The 17668-nt window shown below is 72.8% G+C and carries 17 protein-coding genes; 6 read left to right on the top strand and 11 right to left on the bottom strand.

Going from position 1 to position 17668, the window contains the following annotated elements; genetic code table 11:
• Positions 1-43 precede the first annotated feature (43 nt).
• On the top strand, positions 44-463 hold the full coding sequence (locus ACBJ32_RS23310) for a hypothetical protein (protein ID WP_375128478.1): 420 nt from the start codon (positions 44-46) through the stop codon (positions 461-463).
• 29 nt (positions 464-492) lie between these two features.
• Here ACBJ32_RS23310 and ACBJ32_RS23315 read toward each other — a convergent pair whose 3' ends face one another.
• The 6 genes from ACBJ32_RS23315 to ACBJ32_RS23340 form a co-directional block, all read right to left on the bottom strand.
• Positions 493-1470 (bottom strand): phosphotransferase enzyme family protein, encoded by a 978-nt coding sequence (locus tag ACBJ32_RS23315; RefSeq protein ID WP_375128479.1) that lies wholly within the window; start codon positions 1468-1470, stop codon positions 493-495.
• 54 nt (positions 1471-1524) lie between these two features.
• A complete protein-coding gene (locus ACBJ32_RS23320; RefSeq protein ID WP_375128480.1) occupies positions 1525-2739 on the bottom strand; it encodes an amidohydrolase family protein in 1215 nt (404 codons plus the stop codon).
• A 134-nt stretch (positions 2740-2873) separates the two neighbouring features.
• Positions 2874-5768 (bottom strand): M36 family metallopeptidase, encoded by a 2895-nt coding sequence (locus tag ACBJ32_RS23325; protein WP_375128481.1) that lies wholly within the window; start codon positions 5766-5768, stop codon positions 2874-2876.
• Between the two features lie 270 nt (positions 5769-6038).
• The gene (locus ACBJ32_RS23330) at positions 6039-6989 is read right to left on the bottom strand and encodes an ARPP-1 family domain-containing protein (RefSeq protein ID WP_375128482.1); all 951 of its coding nucleotides are present in this window, start codon (positions 6987-6989) and stop codon (positions 6039-6041) included.
• The gene (locus tag ACBJ32_RS23335) at positions 6989-8278 is read right to left on the bottom strand and encodes a hypothetical protein (RefSeq protein WP_375128483.1); all 1290 of its coding nucleotides are present in this window, start codon (positions 8276-8278) and stop codon (positions 6989-6991) included. Before ACBJ32_RS23335 ends, ACBJ32_RS23330 begins: the two co-directional genes overlap by 1 nt.
• A gap of 120 nt (positions 8279-8398) precedes the next feature.
• On the bottom strand, positions 8399-8974 hold the full coding sequence (locus ACBJ32_RS23340) for a TetR/AcrR family transcriptional regulator (protein WP_357871296.1): 576 nt from the start codon (positions 8972-8974) through the stop codon (positions 8399-8401).
• A 99-nt stretch (positions 8975-9073) separates the two neighbouring features.
• On the opposite strand from ACBJ32_RS23340, the gene ACBJ32_RS23345 reads away from it, so the two are divergent.
• The gene (locus ACBJ32_RS23345) at positions 9074-10261 is read left to right on the top strand and encodes an MFS transporter (protein ID WP_375128484.1); all 1188 of its coding nucleotides are present in this window, start codon (positions 9074-9076) and stop codon (positions 10259-10261) included.
• Between the two features lie 66 nt (positions 10262-10327).
• Here the strand turns inward: ACBJ32_RS23345 and ACBJ32_RS23350 are convergent, their stop codons facing one another.
• The 4 genes from ACBJ32_RS23350 to ACBJ32_RS23365 all read right to left on the bottom strand — a co-directional run bounded on the left by ACBJ32_RS23350 (position 10328) and on the right by ACBJ32_RS23365 (position 13007).
• Entirely contained in the window at positions 10328-11521 is a 1194-nt protein-coding gene (locus ACBJ32_RS23350) for an endonuclease/exonuclease/phosphatase family protein (protein ID WP_375128485.1), read from the bottom strand.
• Positions 11522-11603: 82 nt separating this feature from the next.
• Positions 11604-12125 carry an NADPH-dependent FMN reductase gene (locus ACBJ32_RS23355; RefSeq protein WP_375128486.1) on the bottom strand — a complete coding sequence of 174 codons (522 nt, stop codon included), beginning with the start codon at positions 12123-12125 and terminating at the stop codon, positions 11604-11606.
• Positions 12122-12256 (bottom strand): hypothetical protein, encoded by a 135-nt coding sequence (locus ACBJ32_RS23360; protein ID WP_357871285.1) that lies wholly within the window; start codon positions 12254-12256, stop codon positions 12122-12124. Before ACBJ32_RS23360 ends, ACBJ32_RS23355 begins: the two co-directional genes overlap by 4 nt.
• A gap of 1 nt (position 12257) precedes the next feature.
• On the bottom strand, positions 12258-13007 hold the full coding sequence (locus ACBJ32_RS23365; protein ID WP_375128487.1) for an ABC transporter ATP-binding protein: 750 nt from the start codon (positions 13005-13007) through the stop codon (positions 12258-12260).
• Between the two features lie 115 nt (positions 13008-13122).
• Here ACBJ32_RS23365 and ACBJ32_RS23370 point away from each other — a divergent pair, with 115 nt between their 5' ends.
• Entirely contained in the window at positions 13123-13452 is a 330-nt protein-coding gene (locus ACBJ32_RS23370) for a putative quinol monooxygenase (RefSeq protein WP_375128488.1), read from the top strand.
• A 37-nt stretch (positions 13453-13489) separates the two neighbouring features.
• Here ACBJ32_RS23370 and ACBJ32_RS23375 read toward each other — a convergent pair whose 3' ends face one another.
• On the bottom strand, positions 13490-14527 hold the full coding sequence (locus tag ACBJ32_RS23375; protein WP_375128489.1) for a BtrH N-terminal domain-containing protein: 1038 nt from the start codon (positions 14525-14527) through the stop codon (positions 13490-13492).
• Positions 14528-14866: 339 nt separating this feature from the next.
• Between ACBJ32_RS23375 and ACBJ32_RS23380 the strand changes: the two genes are divergently transcribed.
• The 3 genes from ACBJ32_RS23380 to ACBJ32_RS23390 are packed head-to-tail and all read left to right on the top strand — an operon-like array spanning position 14867 to position 17666.
• Positions 14867-16084: an ROK family protein gene (locus ACBJ32_RS23380; protein WP_375128490.1), complete on the top strand. Its 1218-nt coding sequence runs from the start codon at positions 14867-14869 to the stop codon at positions 16082-16084.
• A complete protein-coding gene (locus tag ACBJ32_RS23385; RefSeq protein WP_375128491.1) occupies positions 16081-16890 on the top strand; it encodes an ABC transporter permease in 810 nt (269 codons plus the stop codon). The genes ACBJ32_RS23380 and ACBJ32_RS23385 overlap by 4 nt, the downstream gene beginning before the upstream one ends.
• Entirely contained in the window at positions 16887-17666 is a 780-nt protein-coding gene (locus ACBJ32_RS23390; RefSeq protein WP_357871268.1) for an ABC transporter ATP-binding protein, read from the top strand. The genes ACBJ32_RS23385 and ACBJ32_RS23390 overlap by 4 nt, the downstream gene beginning before the upstream one ends.
• The last annotated feature ends 2 nt before the right edge of the window (positions 17667-17668 follow it).

The raw sequence follows: 17668 nt of genomic DNA on the forward strand, positions 1-17668 counted from the left end.
GAACAAACCCCGGCAGCACCGACAAGGGGGAGGAAACCCGATCATGCGTAAGACCCTCACGATCGCCGCTCTGGCCGGTTCGATGGCCGTCACCGGCCTGGCCCTGAGCCCCGCCGCCGCGCAGGCGGCCACGCAGAGCGCCACCACCGCTTCCGCGAGCACCGTCACCCTCGTCAAGTGGGGCAAGTTCTTCTCCAGCGACGGCAAGGCCTACACCTACGGCAAGACGTGGAAGTCGGGCGGCAAGGTGTTCACGAAGTGGTACGGCGTGGACAGGGCCGGCGGCAAGAAGGCCTGGGTGTGGTTCGAGTACTACCAGAACGGCTCCTGGCACAAGTTCAACAAGGCCTGGGACGGCAAGGTCGTAGGAACCTGGGGCGGCAAGGGGATCAAGAAGGTCTACACGTTCACCTGCTGGGCCGGCAAGTTCGACAACTGCGGCAAGAAGTACCGCATCTACTAGTCGTTCCCGGGGCTGAGGCGGTGGGGGCCTCAGCCCCGTTCGTCCAGCGTGTCCAGCACCCCGGCGAGCTGCCGGGGCGCCGGCATGATGCGCAGCGCCTCGTCGATCTCGAGCTCCGCCCAGGCGCGGTGCCGCGGCTCGGCCCGGGGGTCGGTCGCGATCCGGGTCTGGAGCAGCAGGAAGTTCAGGCGGGACGCGATGAGCATCGAGAAGTCGGCCGCCGCGGCGACGCGGCCCGGCCCGCCCTCGCGCCGGTACGCCCGGTACATGCGGCTCATGGCGGCCAGGTCGGGGGCCGGGTCGCTGAACCAGTCGAACAGGGCCCTGGCCAGCTCCCGCCCCGGCTCGGCGGGGCCGAGCCCGTCCCAGTCGACGACCACCAGCGTGCCGTCGCGGCCGGCCAGCACGTTGCCGGGGTGGAGGTCGCGGTGGCAGACGATCAGCTCGCCGGGGGCCGGTGGGGTGATCGTGGCGCACAGCTCGGGCACCGCGGCCAGCCGTTCGCGCAGCAGCCCGGCCCAGGCCGCCCCTGACGCCAGCGCCGGCTCCCACGCGTGGAGGGCCGGCGGGCGGTGGTACCAGGGGGCGGGCGGCTCCCCGCCGGGCTCCGCCGTCGCGGGAGGCGCGCAGCGGTGCAGGCGGGCGAGCAGCGTGCCGAGCCGGTCCGGCGTGGCGGGCGCCGCCAGGTCGACCGGGGTCAGGTCGAGCCAGTCGTACAGGCGCAGCCACGTCCCTCCCGGCGTCCGCACCAGGTAGCGGCCGCGCAGGTCGGGATGGCCGGCGGGTGAGCGCACCCCCGCCCCGGCCGCCCGGCGCGCGAACGCGAGCTCCGCCACGACCAGCGCCTCCGGTGGCGGCTCGCCGAAGATCTCCTTCAGCGCGTAGGCGGTTCCCCCGGTCTCCACCCGCCGGATCTGCCCGAGCGCGCCCCGGCGCGGCTCGCCCACCGCGACGCCGTCACCCCACCCGAACGCCTCCCGCGCGTACGCCGTCAGCTCGTCCACCATGACGCCTCCCTCACCACAGCGTCCACCCGTGACAGCGGAAGGGGAAGCCGGCGGTCATCGCTCGCCCTGGCGCACGCCGCGCCGCCACACGTCGGCGATGGCCCGGGTGGCGGTGATGTCGGTGGTCGGGTCCCCTTCCACGAGCAGCAGGTCGGCCCGCAGGCCAGGAGCGATCCGGCCGCGGTCGGCGAGGCCGAAGCAGCGCGCGGTGACGCCGGTCGCGGCGGCCAGCGCCTGCTCGGCCGTGAGGCCCGCCTCCGTCAGGAGCAGCAGCTCGCGGTGGAAGCCCGCCCCGTGCACCGGCCCGAACGGCGTCGCGTCCGTGCCCGCCAGCACCGGCACGCCCGCCCGCAGCAGCGCCAGCGCCGAGCGGGAGGCGTTGACCACGCCGGCCGAGTGCATGGGGACGCCGGCGACCTGCTTGTCGAACGTGGCCTTCGACCGCTCCGACATCCGCCCGGCCACCCGGGGGTCCCGCAGCAGTTCGCCACCGCCGGTGCCGCCGGTGACCGCCTCGATGTAGACGATCGTGCTGATCACGAAGGCGTCGTACGAGGCGATCCTGGCCGCCGTCTCCTCGGCTTCCTCCTCGGGCACGTCCGAGTAGAGGTGCGCCAGGCCGTCCACGCCCGCGTCCAGGGCGATGAGCGCCTCCCTGGCGGTCACCGTGTGGGCGATGACCTTGAGCCCGGCGGCGTGCCCGGCCTCCACGAGGGCGGCGGCGAGCTCGGGGGTGAGGACGGGGAGGTTCATGCCGGACACCGCCCCGTCGTCCACGGCGATCTTCAGGTAGTCCGCCCCCTCCGCCAGCCTGGCCTCCACGAACGCCCTGGCCTGGCCGGGGTCGGCGACCGTGTCGAGGCCCGCGCCGGAGTCGCTGCCGAGGGCCCGCAGCAGGTCCGGGGTCATGAGCTGGCTGGGGTGGCCGCCCGGCGCGGTGGCGATCATGCTGGAGCTGCGCAGGTCGGCCACGTCGTCGCGCTCGGCGGCCAGCCGGCGCTGGGCGGCCAGGATGGGCGGCAGGTTGTTCATCTCCAGCTCCGTGGTGACACCGAACGTCAGCGCCTCGGCGAGGTCGCCGTCGTAGGCGTGCGTGTGGGCGTCGATGAGGCCGGGCAGCAGGGTCTTGCCGGTGCCGTCCACCTCCACGTCCACGCTCACCGCGCTGCCGTCCGGCTCCGCGATGCGGTCGCCGTCGATGAGCACGTCGGTGCCGGGCACGGTCCGCTCGCCGTCGAAGACGCGGACGTTACTGATCAGGGTGCGCATGGTTCTTCCCGTCGATGTAGTTTGACGTCGAACTAACTTGATTCCATCCAGAATAGTACGGCATCTAACTACCGGGCGCGCAAGAAGAGGGCCGCCGTCACGGGGACGGCGGCCCTCAGCGAGACGTCATCGCATCAGCGGGAGAACGCCTGGAACTCCGCCGCCCTGACGTGTTCCCTGGCCGGGCTGGCCGTGGCGCAGTCCGTCGCCGAGTTCGGATCGTTGTCCTGCTCGCCGGCGTACAGCGGGTTGCCCGTGCACTGCGTGGTGAGCGCCCGCAACATCAGGTGCGTGGCGCTCGTGCTCCGCACGTCGAACGACTTGATGAGCATGTCCGCGCCGCGCGGCCGGGGCAGCGTGGTGTCGAACGCGTTCGCCTTGCTGGTGTAGATCTTCGTGAAGCTCGCCGGGTCGGCGCAGTTCGCGCTGCAGGCCAGCACCTCGAAGGAGCGCAGGCTGGAGAAGCGGTTCTGCGTGCCCGGGTCCGCCGGGTCGGTGCCGGGCCGCAGCATGGCGCTGACCTGCACCCTGCGGATCCTGACCGGCTCGTCGCCCGCCAGGTCCACCACGACCGACTTGCCAGCGGGGGCGCCGGTGCGGGAGGCCCAGTTCGTGGCCTCGGTCTCGTCGATCAGCCTGGCCTGGTTGACGCCGTCGCCCGTCGCGGTCGCCCCGCTCGCCGCCGAGGCGTGGTTGCGGGACAGGGCCAGCGGGAGCGGCAGCTCGACACCGGGCAGGACCGCGTACTTCAGCCGCTTGTGGCCGAAGCCCGCGCCCGCGACGACGAAGTCGTACAGTCCGGGCGTCATCTCGACCGTGTCGCCGAGCTCGGTCGCCGGGTCGGTGTCCGCGACCGGGACGACGCGGCCCTCGTAGTCGCCCACGTACAGCCGCAGCGCCGCGCCCTTCGCCTCGCCCAGCGGCTTGAGCTGCAGGGAGCCGTTCTTGCCCGCCGGGTTGACGAAGCTCGGCGTCGCGTCGGCGTCGTTCGGGCCGTTGCTGGCCGCGTTCGCGCCCAGGCCGTGCTCGGCGAAGGCGCGCCACATGATGTCCTGGTTCGCCCCGCCGAAGCGGATCGTGTCGGCCGCCAGCAGCGCGTCACGGTGATCGACGTAGTCGACCGCGCCCGAGGCCATCAGCAGCAGGGCGTCGAACGAGAGCTGCGCCCATCGCCGGTTGCCCGGGCACTTGTCCACGGGGGTGCTGCCCTCCGCGCACGAGCGCTGCAGCCTGGCCGAACCCTGGCCGTACCGCTTGACGAAGGCCGCCCGCACGTCGAACTGCGTGGCCGACCAGATCTCGCCGTCCGCGTGCACCTGCGTGCCGACGATGTCGTAGCCGAGGTTGCTGTAGTTGAGCGGCGACCTCGACATGTCGTAGTTCCTGATGCCGCGCGACTTGTCCCCGGTGACGTAGCCACCCGTGACGTACGGGGTGTCGCCAGCGGGGCGGTGGCCGTACTCGAAGAGCTGCTCCATGGAGAACAGGTCGGAGGTGCTCTCGTTCATGGCCCCGGCCTGGGCACCGCTCCAGCCGGCGGTGGGCCCGCCGATCATGCGGCCGGAGATGGCGTGCGTGTACTCGTGGCCGATGACCGACATGTCGTAGTCGCCGTCCACGCAGGGCGCGTAGAACGACCCGGCGATCGGCTGCCACAGGTACATGTTGGTGATCGGCGCCGTCCCGTCGGGGCCGGTGATCTGGTTGGCGTTGTCACGTACGGTCAGGATCCGCGCCCCCGCCTGGGCGTTGCCCTGCTCGGGGTCGTTGCCGAGGCCGCCGCGCCCGCCGTTGTCGGCCTGCATGTTCCAGGCGGTCTCGGTGAAGCCGAGCCGGTAGGACCAGTCGTGCATGCGGTTGTGCATGGCGTTCAGGTTGGCGATGGCGGCTTCGAGGTCGGCCTCGCCCGGCTGGTCGAAGACGGCCGGGTCGCACTTGGCCTCGTACCAGGTGTTCTTCCAGGGGTAGGCGTAGTTCCTGCTCGGCGTGAGCACGTTGGGCCGGGTGCCGACCGTGAACGGGTCGCCGCTGGCCCGGTTCTCGAAGGTCCTGGCCGCGTTGCCGAGGCTGGTGAACGTGGGCTCGTTCGTCGCGTGGTCGACGTCCCACGCCTTGCCGGTCGCCGGGTCGCCGCCGGTGGCCTCGTCGCAGCCGGGGCCGGGCGCGTGGCACCAGGTCTGGCGGGTGTCCTTGGAGGAGTAGTCGCCGGGCGGGTTCGCCGGGAAGACGTCCCAGCGCGGGTTGTCCGGGTCCTGGTGGTGGTCGACGAGGTTCTCGCGCGTGATGATGCCGCCGCTGACCGCGTCCACGTGCGTGGTGTATCCCGCCTCGGCGCCCTGAGCCCCGCCGATCAGAACCACCTGGTACGCGCTGTGCACCCCGTCGGGAGCGGGCACGGCCACCGGCGTGGCCTGCTTGGTGACCGCCGAGGCCAGGTCGATGCCGCCGTCCCTGGCCGCGATCTCCATGGCCTGCTGGGCGCTGATCCGCGCGGCCGGCGGCGCCTCGGTGCGGCGCGACAGGGAGGACGTCACGTGCCTGACCTGCCCGCCGGACACGCCGATCGCGACGAGGCCGTCCACGCCGGCCGGCAGGTCGCCGAAGCGCTGCCGCAGCAGCACGGCGGCGCCCGCGCCGATCGGGTTGACCGCGACCGTCTCCAGCGCGTCCACGGCCTCGGCCGTCAGCCCGAAGACGGCCTCGTTGTCCTTGAGGTAGGCGCGCGCGGCCTGGACGGGGTCGCTGCCGAGGCCCTCGGCCAGCGGCTCGGCGCTGACGATGGCGGCCGGGGTGCCGAGAGCGTTCCAGCGGATCTTGCCGGCCGGGCCGGCGAGACGCAGGTTGGCCGGGGGTTGCACCCGGCCCTGGCGGTTGTCCACATCCGGTCTGCCGGAGTTCTCCGCCTGGAAGTCGTGGATCTCCGGGGCCTGCCCGCCGGGTTCGCCCCGGGCGGCCCCTGCGAGGGGGAGGATCGACGCGGTGAGCGCCGTGACAATGAGCGTGCTGCGTAACCAGGACTTGGTCGACACGTTTTCCCTCCTGCGTGCCAGGGATGCGCAGGTTTCGCGCATCTCGCAAGAGGTAACACCGCACTCAGAGGCTGACAAGATCTTGTAAAAACGGAAATATCAGCGTATAAGCAGTTGATAAGTGCGGGACAGGTGGCCGGCGCCTCGACGAACCAGAAGAGTCGTTCTCAGCGACCATCCCTTATCTGGAATGAGGGTGTCGTCCGCCGCGCCCGGCGCAGTTCCCGCACTGATCATTCAACCGCCGCCCCCGGCGGGGCCGCAACGGATTTATCGGTCGGCGAAGACGGAGGCGTAGACGGGCCGCCCGTGCTCGGTGACCACCTGCCCCGCCAGCCCGTCGCCCGTCAGCGTGGACAGCCGCAGGTCGAGGTAGCGCTCCTCCTCGACCAGCCGCACCTCGCCACCGGGCGCGGGCAGCCAGGAGGCCACCTCGGCCAGCCGCGCCGCCCGGTCGCGCGCCAGCTCGGCGCGCAACTCGGCCAGGCTCCCCGCCTCGTACGGCTCCGCCGCCGCCCGCTCCGGCTCGGCATGCCAGGCGGCCACGCCGTACGCGAAGCAGACCAGCGCCATCCACACCTCGGCGAAGTACGCCGGATCGGGCGCCAGCTCCAGCCCCGCGAACCGCTCACCGACGAAGAACAGCGCCCCGAGCTGCCCCGGCATCAGCTCCAGCCGGCTCTGGAACTGCGTCAGCACCGCCCGCTTGCGCGACAGGATCTGCTCCAGGTGCCCCCGCGAGGGCAGCCCGTACGCGCGGTTGAGCTCGCTGATGTCCGGCCAGAGCTTGGCGTAGTCGTGACGGCCGCGCAGCCGCATGGCCTTGCCGCGCAGCTCCAGCGGCAGCACGAAGAACCACTGGTCGCGCCCCTCCAGGTAGCCGCCCTGACCCGCCTGCACGCAGCAGGCGTCGTCGAAGCGCCTGGTCTGCCCGGCGCCCAGCAGCGCCGAGGAGCACAGGGCGTGGTTCTGGGCGGCGTCCTGGATGTAGCCGAGGTGCAGCGGCACGATCGCCACGCCCTCGCGGGCGCCGTTGGTCAGCTCCACCTGCCCGTAGCCGACGACCCGCTTGAGCTTCAGCCCGGAGCGGGGCGGCACGATGCCGGGGCGGACGGGGCCGTAGACGGGCACCATCGTCAGCGCTCCGGCGCGCTGCGGGGTGCCCGCCCGGTAACCGCCCAGATCGAGCGGCGCGGGCAGGATCGTGGTCAGGCTGGTCATCACCGTCCTCCTTCCAGCCGGGTCAGCATCGCCGTACGGATCCACTCGGCGCCTGCGCCGGAGTGGGCGAACACCCACGGCAGCAGCGCGGCGAAGTCGTCCTGGTGCCAGAACGGCCGGTGCGGCAGCTCCGGCGCCGGGTCGCGCAGGGTCAGGTCGTCGCCCCGGGTGAAGGCCGCCTGGCACAGCACCACCGGCGTCGTGACACCGGCGCGCGGCAGCGTGGCCGCCACCCTCGCCAGGTCGCCGGGCAGGTGGTTCTCGTAGCCGTCGGTGACGACCACCACCAGGTCGGGGCCCGTGCCGAGCGCGTCGAGCAGGGCGCCCGCCAGGTCGGCCGAGCCCGCGGGGGCCTGCGCCGTGCCGCCGGTCTCGACGACCGTCAGCCGCTCGCAGACCTCGGACAGCACCAGCCGCAGCGCCATGGCCTGCGACATGACCGCCCACTCGCGCTCGCCGTACCCGCGCATGGAGCGGGAGGTGTCCAGCACCAGCGCCACGTTCGCGGCCAGGCGCGGCAGCCCGCGCGCCGCCTGCGCCACGTACCCCGCCAGGGCGGGGCGCAGCTCGGCGGCCGGTCCGCCCCGGTACAGGTGCACCAGCGTCGCGGCGATGTCGCCCCGGTTGGTGGGGGTGACGATCGGCGGCTGCTCGGTGACCGGGTCGAGCGGCGCCGGCGGCTCCTGCGGGGCGGGCGCGCCGTACGTGCCGGGGCCGTGGAGCGCGCGCAGCCGCACGATCGCCGCCGCCGGGTCCGCGGTGAACCGCAGCAGGCTCCTGCGCAGGTACGCCGAGCCGGCGCCGCCCTCGGAGACCAGCCGGGCGCAGGCGCGCGCGGTCGCCTTGCCGAGCGCGTGCTCCAAGCAGTCGATCAGCGCCGGGCGGCGGGCCTCGATGAGCGCGTCAGCGTCCGGGTGCTCCAGCACGAAGGTGACGATCGCCCTGGTCGTGTGCTTGTGGTTGGCCCGCAGCCGCCGAAGCGCGAGCAGCGCCGTGATGGCGTACGCGGGCGGCAGGCCGAACATCAGCGCCCTGGTCACCTTGGCCAGGGTGGCCCGGGTGGCCTCGCCGAGGCCGTCCTGGGACGCGGCGAGCGTCTCCAGGAGCACCCGGGCGCGCTGCCACGGGAGCGCACCGGGCACCAGCGCGAGCAGCGCGTATCCCTCGGGGTCGCTCAGCCGGGCACTCCGGTGGAGCTCCGCGTCGTCCCAGACCGGCTCGCCGCCCCTGGACAGCTCCAGCGGGACGTCATGAGTCCGGAAATGCGTGAGAAGAGTTGGGATGTCCACGAAATTCGAGTTTAAGAATGATCTTCCGGAAATGACACTGATTTTTCGCCGGGTTACCGGCTCATCGCCGGGTTACCGGCTCATCGCATTTCCCTTTCCCGATCCCGTGTCACCCGCATTTCACTGGGCGGCGAGCATCCGCACGGCATAGTCGATCGTGGCGGCCAGGCGGGCGGGGTCGTGACCGGCGCGTTCCCGCACGCGCAGGCCGAGCACGGTGGTGAAGAGCAGGTCCACGGCGGCGTCGAGGTCGAGACCCGCCGGCAGCTCGCCCGTGCGGCAGCCGCGGCGCAACAACGATTCGAGGGCTCTCCTGGTGACCTCGAACGCGGCCTCGGTCCGCCGCCGCACCTCCGGGTCGGTGGCGCCGAGCTCGGTGGCGGTGTTGACGACGAGACAGCCGCGGCCGGCCTCCTCGCCGACCATGCAGGTCAGCCAGTCGCGCAGCACCTCGCGGACGGGACCGGGCCGCTCCAGCAGCTCTTCCGCCTGGGACGACTCGGTGGCCCGGTAATGGTCGAGAGCACGCAGGAACAGCCCGCGCTTGTCATGGAAGGCTCGATAGAGGCTGCTCTGCTTGAGCTCCAGCTCGGCGCCCAGCTCCCGGACGCCGGTCGCGGTGTAACCGCGCCGCCAGAACAGCCCGGTAGCCCTGGCCACCACGTCCTGCTCGTCGAACTCTCTCGGTCGCGCCATGCCATCACCCTACCCCAGTTGTGGAGCGACCGCTCCCATACTAGGGTGGGCCGCCATACGGGAGCGATCGCTCCAAAATTGCGAATCTGAGGAGATCTCGTGACGACGACTTCCGCGGCAGAGCCGGACGCGCCGGCGAGGAGCCACTGGCCGGCGGTGGTCACGGTGACCGTGGCGACGTTCCTGGTGGTGACCGCCGAGCAACTGCCGATCGGGCTGCTGACGTCCGTCGGCTCCGCACTGTCGGTGTCGGAGGGGACCGCCGGGCTGATGGTGACGCTGCCCAGCCTGGTCGCGGCGGTCGCGGCGCCGGTGGTGCCCGTGCTGGTCGGGCGGATGGATCGCCGGCTGCTGCTGATCGGGCTGGTCGCGCTGACCGCGCTCGCGGGGCTGGCCTCCGCCCTGGCGCCGACGTACCCGCTGCTGCTCGCCGCCCGCGCGGTGGTCGGCGTGGCGATCGGCGGCTTCTGGGCCGTCGCCGGCGGGCTGGCCGTCCGGCTGGTCCCTGCGGCGCACGTGCCGCGGGCCACGGCGGTCATCTTCGGCGGCGTTGGGGCCGCGAACGTGCTCGGCGTGCCGATCGGCGCCGTGATCGGCGAGCTCGCCGGCTGGCGGGTGGCGTTCGGCGCGCTCGGCGGGGTCGGGCTCGTCGCGCTCGTCGCACTCCTCGCGGTCCTGCCTCCCCTGACGGCCGCCCAGCCGGTCGCGCTACGGCACCTCGCCGAGCAGCTCCGCAACCCGGGCGTGCGGGCCGGGGTGGTGGCGACGTTCCTCGTCGTGATCGGCCACTTCGCCGCCTACACCTACGTCAGCCCCGTGCTGCAGGACCTGTCGGGCATCGGCGCGCAGCTCGTCGGCCCGCTGCTGTTCGCCTTCGGCCTGGCGGGGATCGCGGGCAACTTCGTGGCCGGCGCGGCGGTGGCGCGCAGGCCGCACAGGACGGTGCTCGTCATCGTCGCCGCCCTGGCCCTGACCGTGCTGCTCTTTCCGCTGGTGGGCACCGGGCCCGCCGGAGGGATCGTGCTGCTGGGCGTGTGGGGGCTGGCGTTCGGCGGGGTCTCGGTGAGCCTGCAGACGTGGATGATCAAGGCGGCGCCGCGGGCTGTCGAGGCGGCCTCCGCGCTGTGGGTGGCGGTGTTCAACCTCGCGATCGGGCTCGGCTCGCTGGTCGGGGGCACGATCGTGAACGCCGTCGCGCTCCGGGGTGATCTGTGGGCCGCGGGTGGCCTGCTCGCACTGGCCGGGGTGGCGGTGTGGAGCGCCCGCCACAACCCCAGCCTGCGGTGACCGGCCTGCTCCTGGAGCGCCCACCGGGATCCCGCAGTCCTGCGGGATCCCGGCCCGTTCGCCGGGTCAGGGTGTCCTGACGTCCAGCCAGACCAGGCGGTGGTCGGAACTCGGGAACGGGAAGACGCCGGTCAGCCGCGACAGCGGGTCGGCCGCCGGAGGCCAGAACACGCCGCCGCCCACGGTCCTCAGCCGCCTGGCCGGCAGCACGTAGTCGGCGCGCAGGTTGCCGGGCGCGGTGTCGGCGAAGTCGGCCGTGTCGTGCCTCGGGTCGCCGGTGTGCGTGGCGTTCGCGCCGCCCTGCAGCGCCGCCGCCTCGGCCGCGCCCGCGCTCGACGGGGCGGCCCTGCCGTCGATCCTCGGGTGGTCGAGGAACTGGTGGATGGCGTCCTGGTAGCTGTCGCCGTCGCTGGGGTCGGCGTTCTGGTCGCCGGCGATCACGAAGGCCGCCCCGGCGTCGAGCCCGCCGCGCCTGCCCCGGTCGTCGTAGAGGTAGCCGCCCCCGCCGGGCCGGGTGTAGTCGGCCCAGAGCCTGATCTCGTCGTGGTTGCGGCGGCCGTTGCGGTCCTCCGCGCCGTCGAACGTGGGCGGCGTCGGATGGCTGACCAGGAAGTGCACGGTACGGTGCCCGACGCGTACGGGCAGGTCCCAGTGGCTCTTGGAGGACAGGCGCAGCACCTGCTGCTCCTCGGCCGAGTACCAGCCGGCGGGCATCGCGTTCCCCGGCATGTCCTTCCACAGGAAGTTCTGGAACGTGCGCACCCCGCGCGCGTCGATCGGGTACTTCGAGTAGACGACCATGCCGTACTGGCCGGGGAAGGCGCCGAACCCGAGCGCGTCGTCCCCGTAGCCGGGGGCGCCGGGCGTGGTCACCACGGTGCCGTCGTTGTTGAGGTCGAAGCCCGAGGCGATGCCGGTGTTGCTGGGGGCGGTGTAGCGGTACCGGTAGGTGATCGGCCGCGCGCCGCCCTGCCCGATCGACAGGTAGTTGTCCTGGAACAGGCGGGCGGCCCGGCCCGCGGCGTCGTGGTCGAACTCGTTGATGAGCAGCACGTCCGGGCGGTTGCGCTGGACGATCTCGGCGATGACCTTGGCCTGGGCGTCGCCCGGGGTGGACAGGTCGCTCACCAGCTCGCCCTCGGCGGCCCGGTTGAGCGAGGCGTTGAAGGTGGCGAACCTGACCCGGCTCGTGGCGCCGGCGGGCAGCGGGGCGAGGATCGCCGCCGCCACCACGGCGGCCAGGACAAAGCGGAAGAACATCGCGTCTCCCCTCGGATGGACCTGGGCCGGATCATGGCATCCCAGGGGGCGGCGCACCACTACATCGAGGTGAAGTTTTCCCTCAGCCCAGCACTCCGTCCCCGATCGCGACCGCCGCCTGCGGCGCCACCCTGCCGGCCCAGGCCGCGACGACCTCCGCCAGGCGCGGCAGCTCGGACTCCAGCACCGCCAGGCCCGGCGTGGGCACGGTGGCGCCCAGCTCCACCAGCAGCGGGCGCAGGTGCACCTCGACCGCCAGCGCGTGCCTGGCGTCCCCCATCACGAGCAGCGGCAGCGCCGCCTTGCCCGCCAGCGCCTGGGGTGGCAGGCGGTCGAGGAACGCCTTGAGCAGGCCCGTGTAGGTGCCCTTGTAGGTGGGGCTGGCCACCACCAGCACGCTCGCCTCCGCCACCAGCTCCAGCGCCACCTCCACGCCGGCGGACGCGCCGGGCGCGAGCAGGTGCGGCCCGAGCGCCGCCAGGTCCACCACCTCGCAGGTGTCTCCTGCGTTCAGCCGCTGCCCGACCGCGCGTGCCGCCTCGACGGCCACGGTCAGCGTCCTGGAGCCCGCGCGCGGGTTGCCCACCAGCGCGACGACGCTCATCGGGCCACCCCCAGCTCGCCAGGCATCCAGCGCTCCTGCGTCCGCTCGTCCGGCACCCAGTCCTCCTCCGCCTCGTCGTCGGGCAGGTCGTACCAGTGGATGTCACCTTCGTACTCGCGCAGCCCAGCCATCTCAGGCCGCCACCTTCCGTCCCCGCGCCACCGCGATCTCCTCGCGCAGCAGTCGTCCCACGTGCCCGCGCGGGCTCCCCGTGAGGGAGCGCACGTCCACGACTTCCTTGATCCGCCCCGGCCCCGAGGTCATCACCGCGACCCGCCGCCCCACCCGGACGGCCTCCTCGACGTCGTGCGTGACGAGGAGGACGGTCGTGCCGGTGCGTTCCCGGACCCGTACGAGCTCATCCCCCACCCATTCGCGCGTGCCCCGTTCCAGCCCCGCGAACGGCTCGTCCAGCAGCAGCACCCCGGGCTCGAAGGCCAGGCTGCGGGCCAGCGCCACGAGCTCCCGCCTGCCGCCGGACAGCTCGTGCGGGTAACACTCCTCGTACCCCGACATCCCCACGATCGACAGCAGCTCACGCGCCCGCTCCCGCCTGGCCTCCGGCCTGCCCTCCAGCGCGAACGCCACGTTGCCGAGCGCGGTGCGCCACGGGAACAGGGTGTGCTGCTGGACGGCCACGCACCGGCCCAGCGCCGGCCCGGTGACGGGGACGCCGTCGATGCGGATCTCGCCGCTGGTCGGCTCGGTGAGGCCGGCGATGAGGGCGAAGAGCGTGGACTTGCCGCAGCCGCTGGGGCCGACGAGCGTGAGCAGCTCGCCCGGGCGCACGTCGAGGCTCAGGCCGGACAGCGCGGTGAACGGCTCGTCGCCGTGGAACGTCTTGGTCACGTCCCTGATGCTGAGATGCGGGCCCTGGCTCATGCGTACGAAGGTACGAGCCCCCGCACCCTTAAGTCAACATTTCCTACATGATAACTAGAGAATTGGCCGATAGTCTCGTCCCGTAGTGCCGCCGACCAGCCAAGGAGCGTTTCAGATGATCTTCATCACCGCGAAGTTCCGCGTCCTGCCCGAGCACGCCGACCGCTTCCCGGAGATCACCGCCGCCTTCACCTCGGCCACCCGCGCCGAGCCGGGCTGCCTGTGGTTCGACTGGTCGCGCAGCCTCGACGACCCGAACGAGTACGTCCTGGTCGAGGCGTTCAGGGACGGCGAGGCGGGCGCGGCCCACGTGCAGTCGGCCCACTTCAAGCAGGCCCAGCAGGAGCTCCCGCCCTACCTCGCCGAGACGCCCCGCATCGTCAACACGACCATCGACCAGGACGGCTGGTCCGAGCTGGGCGAGATGGCCGTGCCGAAGCGCTGACCCGCCCGCCTCAGGGCCCGCGCCCTCACTCCGGCGATCAGCCGGACAAGGGTCCAGGGATCCCGGCGAGCGCCCCGGCTGCCCGCTCCTCCAGCCGCACGGCCCGCGTGACGAGCGCGGCCACCTCGGCCAGCGGTTCCCGTGCGGAGGCCGCGGCGGCCACCCGCGACCACTGCCGGCCGCACTCGCGGTAGAGCGCCGCCGCCCCGGCATGCCCGGTCTCGGCCAGGAAGTCGGCGTAGAGCGGCCTGGTGGCGCCGGGCGCGGTGTAGTCGACCTCCAGGCACTCGGCCAGCCGGTCGAGCGCCGGCCCGAGGTCGGCGAACCTGCGGGTCCAGCCCTGCCTGCCGGTGGTGTCGGCGAGCTGGGCGGCCAGCTTGCGCATGCCGGACAGCCCGAAGTTGACGTCGAAGGTGTTGCCCAGCACCGGCCCGGTCAGCCTGGCGGCGGTGTCCTTGATCGCTGCGCGCACGTCGGGCTCGCCGCCGGCGGGGCCGGTGACCTCGATGAGCAGGTGCTTGGACTTGGGGACGGCCGACCAGGCCGCCATGAAGCCGGCCAGCGGCAGCTCGCCGGGGCCGTCGTCCCGCACGCGTACGGTGTCGCCGGACAGCCCCGTCACCGCCACGTCCACGGGGTCGGGGAACGGCAGCGTCTCCCGCCAGGGCAGCAGGTGGCGGCCGACCCGGCAGATCGGCCGGCGCCCGGCGTCGAGCGCGGCCCGCAGGTTGCGCTCGGCGACCCTGGCCGAGCCCGTCCGCCGGATCTCGTGCGGGACGCCGGCCCGGGCGAGCGCGAGCGGGATCATCGGCTCGGGGTGCGCCTGGGCGACGACCGTCAGCATGGGCGGGTGGCCGGCGTACTCGAACACGAAGTACATGAACCCGATGCCGCCGCCCAGCCCGAGCAGCATGGCCTCGGACAGGCTGCCGCCCAGCACGTCACGCAGCAGCGCCGACTCGTGGTGGTGGCGGCGGGCGCGGCCCGCGACGTGGCGCAGCGCGGTGGTGTAGGACTCGCCCGTCCTGGCCATGCGCTCGCGTACGCGGCGTTTGAGGTGCTTGTGATCGGTCATGGCAGTGCTCCCTGGGGCGGCCCCGTGCGCCGGACCCACGCTCCCGCACGCACGGCTCGCCGCACGGGGAAGAACCGGCACGATCGAGTCGTCACCCCGAGGACATCGATCCCCTCTGCCTCCGCGTCGCCGCACGGCGTGGGTGTGCGGTCAGGAGGTCGGGCGCGGGACGGCGCCGGTCGTCGAAGCCTACTACCAGCACCCCGTTACGCGAACGTTACGAGTGGCACGAATCCCCCGGTACGCCTATTCTCCCAGCTCACAGCCCTGATATCGGGACGGGTAAGTTTTTTTCCGGGTTATTGACGAAAAACACCGGGCGTCGGCAGACTCTGCGTCATGTCACAACCCCGTGGCCCCCTGTCACAACTCCGGCGCGGGCACGAAGAGCTCGTGCTGGGCCTGCTGCGCAAGCACGGCCCCCTCAGCAGGGGCGAGCTGGGCAAGCGTTGCGGGTTGTCCCGTACGACCCTCTACGACATCCTCGCCGAGCTCGTCGCCGGCGGCGCCGTGGTCACCGCCTCCTCCCAGGAGGCGCCGCGCGGCCGCGGCAGGCCGGCCGAGACGCTGACCCTCAACCCCGACGCCGGCCAGGCCATCGGCATCGACTTCGCCCGCCGCGCGCTGCACGTCGCGGCCGTCAACCTGGCGCACGAGGTCGTCGGCTCTGCCAGCGAGCCGCACGACGCCGACCTGCCGTGGGAGCAGCGGGTCGAGCTGGCCGCGCGGCTCGTCGGCTCGCTCACCGGCACCGGCGCCGGCACGCTGCGGCTGGGCGCGCTCGACGCGGTCGGCGTCGGCGTGGTCGGTGTCGTGGGGGCGCAGGCCGCGGAGGAGGACCGGAGCGCGCCGCACCCCGTGCAGGTGCTGCTGCGCGAGCGGTTCGGCGTCCCGGTGCTGCTGGACAACAACACCCGGCTGGCCGCGCTGGGCGAGGCCATCTGGGGCGCCGCCGCCGGCGGGCAGGACGTGCTGTACCTGCGCCTGTCCCACGGTGTCGGTGGCGGGCTGGTGGTCGGCGGGTCGCTGCACCGCGGCGCGTACGGGCTGTCCGGCGAGTTCGGCCACATCACGGTCGAGCCCGGCGGCGCCCCCTGCGACTGCGGCGGCACCGGCTGCCTGGAGACCGTCGCCTCGATAAGAGCCGTGCTGGACGCCTTCCGCGCCGCCGGCGGCCGGGCCGCGGACGTGCCGGAGCTGGTCAAGGCCGTCCGGGCGGGCGACCAGGCCGCGCTCACCCTGCTGAGCGGCGTCGGCGCCAGGATCGGCGAGGTGCTGGCGGCCCTGTGCAACGCCATCGGCCCGAGCGTGATCGTGATCGGCGGCGAGCTGGCCGAGACGGGCGCCGCGCTGGTCGAGCCGATCGAGCGGGCGCTGCACGATCACGTCATGCCGGTCTCCCGGCACCGGGTGAGCCTGCGCCGCGCCACGCTCGGCGAGGTCGCCGGCGCCCTCGGCGGCATCGCCCTGGTGCTGCACGAATCCCCCCTGCTTTCCCGCTATCCGGGCGGCCCGGATCTCGCGGAGGACCCGATCCCCGACAAGGAGTCTCGATGACCGAGCTCACCGCGCTGGGCAAGTCGCAGGCGGCGCAGCCCGCCCGGCGCGCCACCAGGCGCTCCCAGCGCGCCATCGCTCTCAACCTGATCGCCGTCGTCATCGGCCTGGTCGTGTGGACGTTGCTGGCCACCCTCGGCGTGCAGGGCCTGCCCGGGCCGCTCGAGGTGGCGGCCAAGGCGGGCGAGCTGATCGCCGACGGCACCCTGTTCACCGACGCGCTGGCCAGCCTGCGCAGGGTGCTCATCGGCTTCCTGCTCGGCACGCTGCTGGCCATCCCGGTCGGCTTCCTGATGGGCTGGTACGCCACCGCGCGCGGCCTGCTGGAGCCGTACGTGCAGTTCTTCCGCACGATCCCGCCGCTGGCCATCATCCCGCTGGCCATCGTGCTCATGGGCATCGACGAGCGGCCGAAGATCTTCGTGATCTTCCTGGCGGCGTTCCTGTCCAGCGTCGTCTCGACGTTCCAGGGCGTCGTGGACGTGGACAGGACCCTGATCAACGCCGCCCGCGTGCTGGGCGCCTCCGACCGCACCATCTTCCTCAAGGTCGTGGTGCCGGCCTCGACGCCGTTCATCCTGGTCGGGATGCGGGTCGGGCTCGGCTCGGCCTGGGGCACGCTGGTCGCCGCCGAGCTGATCGCCGCCCAGGAGGGCCTGGGCTTCCGCATGCAGCAGGCCCAGCTCTACTACGACCTGTCCACGATCTTCGTGGGCCTGATCACCATCGGCGTGCTCGGCCTGCTGATGGACCGCCTGCTGCTGCTCGCCGAGCGCCACCTCACCGACTGGCAGGAGCGCCGTTGAACGCCAAGATCTCGTTCAGGGACGTCGTCAAGACCTACCCCATGAAGGACGACACCTTCACCGCGCTGGACCACGTGTCGCTGGACATCGCCGACCGCGAGTTCGTCACCGTCGTGGGCCCCTCGGGCTGCGGCAAGAGCACGCTGATGAGCATGGCCGCCGGCCTGGTCGAGCCCACCTCGGGCGAGGTGCTGGTGGACGGCTCGCCGGTCGACGGGCCCGGCCCCGACCGGGGCGTGATCTTCCAGCAGTACGCGCTGTTCCCGTGGCTGACCGTGCGCAAGAACGTCGAGTTCGGGCTCAAGCTCAAGGGGCTGCCCGCCGAGGAGCGCAGGCGGCGGGCCCAGCGGGCGATCGAGCTGGTCGGGCTCGCCGACTTCGCCGACGCGCTGCCCAAGACGCTGTCCGGCGGCATGAAGCAGCGCTGCGCCATCGCCCGCGCGTACGCGGTCGACCCGCAGGTCCTGCTCATGGACGAGCCGTTCGGCGCGCTCGACGCGCTGACCCGGGTGCAGCTCCAGGACCAGCTCCTCGACACCTGGAGCAAGGACCAGCGCACGGTCATGTTCATCACGCACGACGTGGACGAGGCCGTCTACCTCGCCAACCGCGTGATCGTGATGGCCGCCAGGCCCGGCCGCCTCCACAAGGTCATCGACGTGGACCTGCCGTATCCGAGGACCGAGGAGATGCGGCTCTCGCCCGAGTTCGGGCGCATCCGCAACGAGGTCTGGCACGCCGTCTACCACCAGGCTCCGGCCGTACCCGCGGCCTAGCA

The sequence above is a fragment of the Nonomuraea sp. GTA35 genome (assembly GCF_041950525.1).
Taxonomy (GTDB): Bacteria; Actinomycetota; Actinomycetes; order Streptosporangiales; family Streptosporangiaceae; genus Nonomuraea.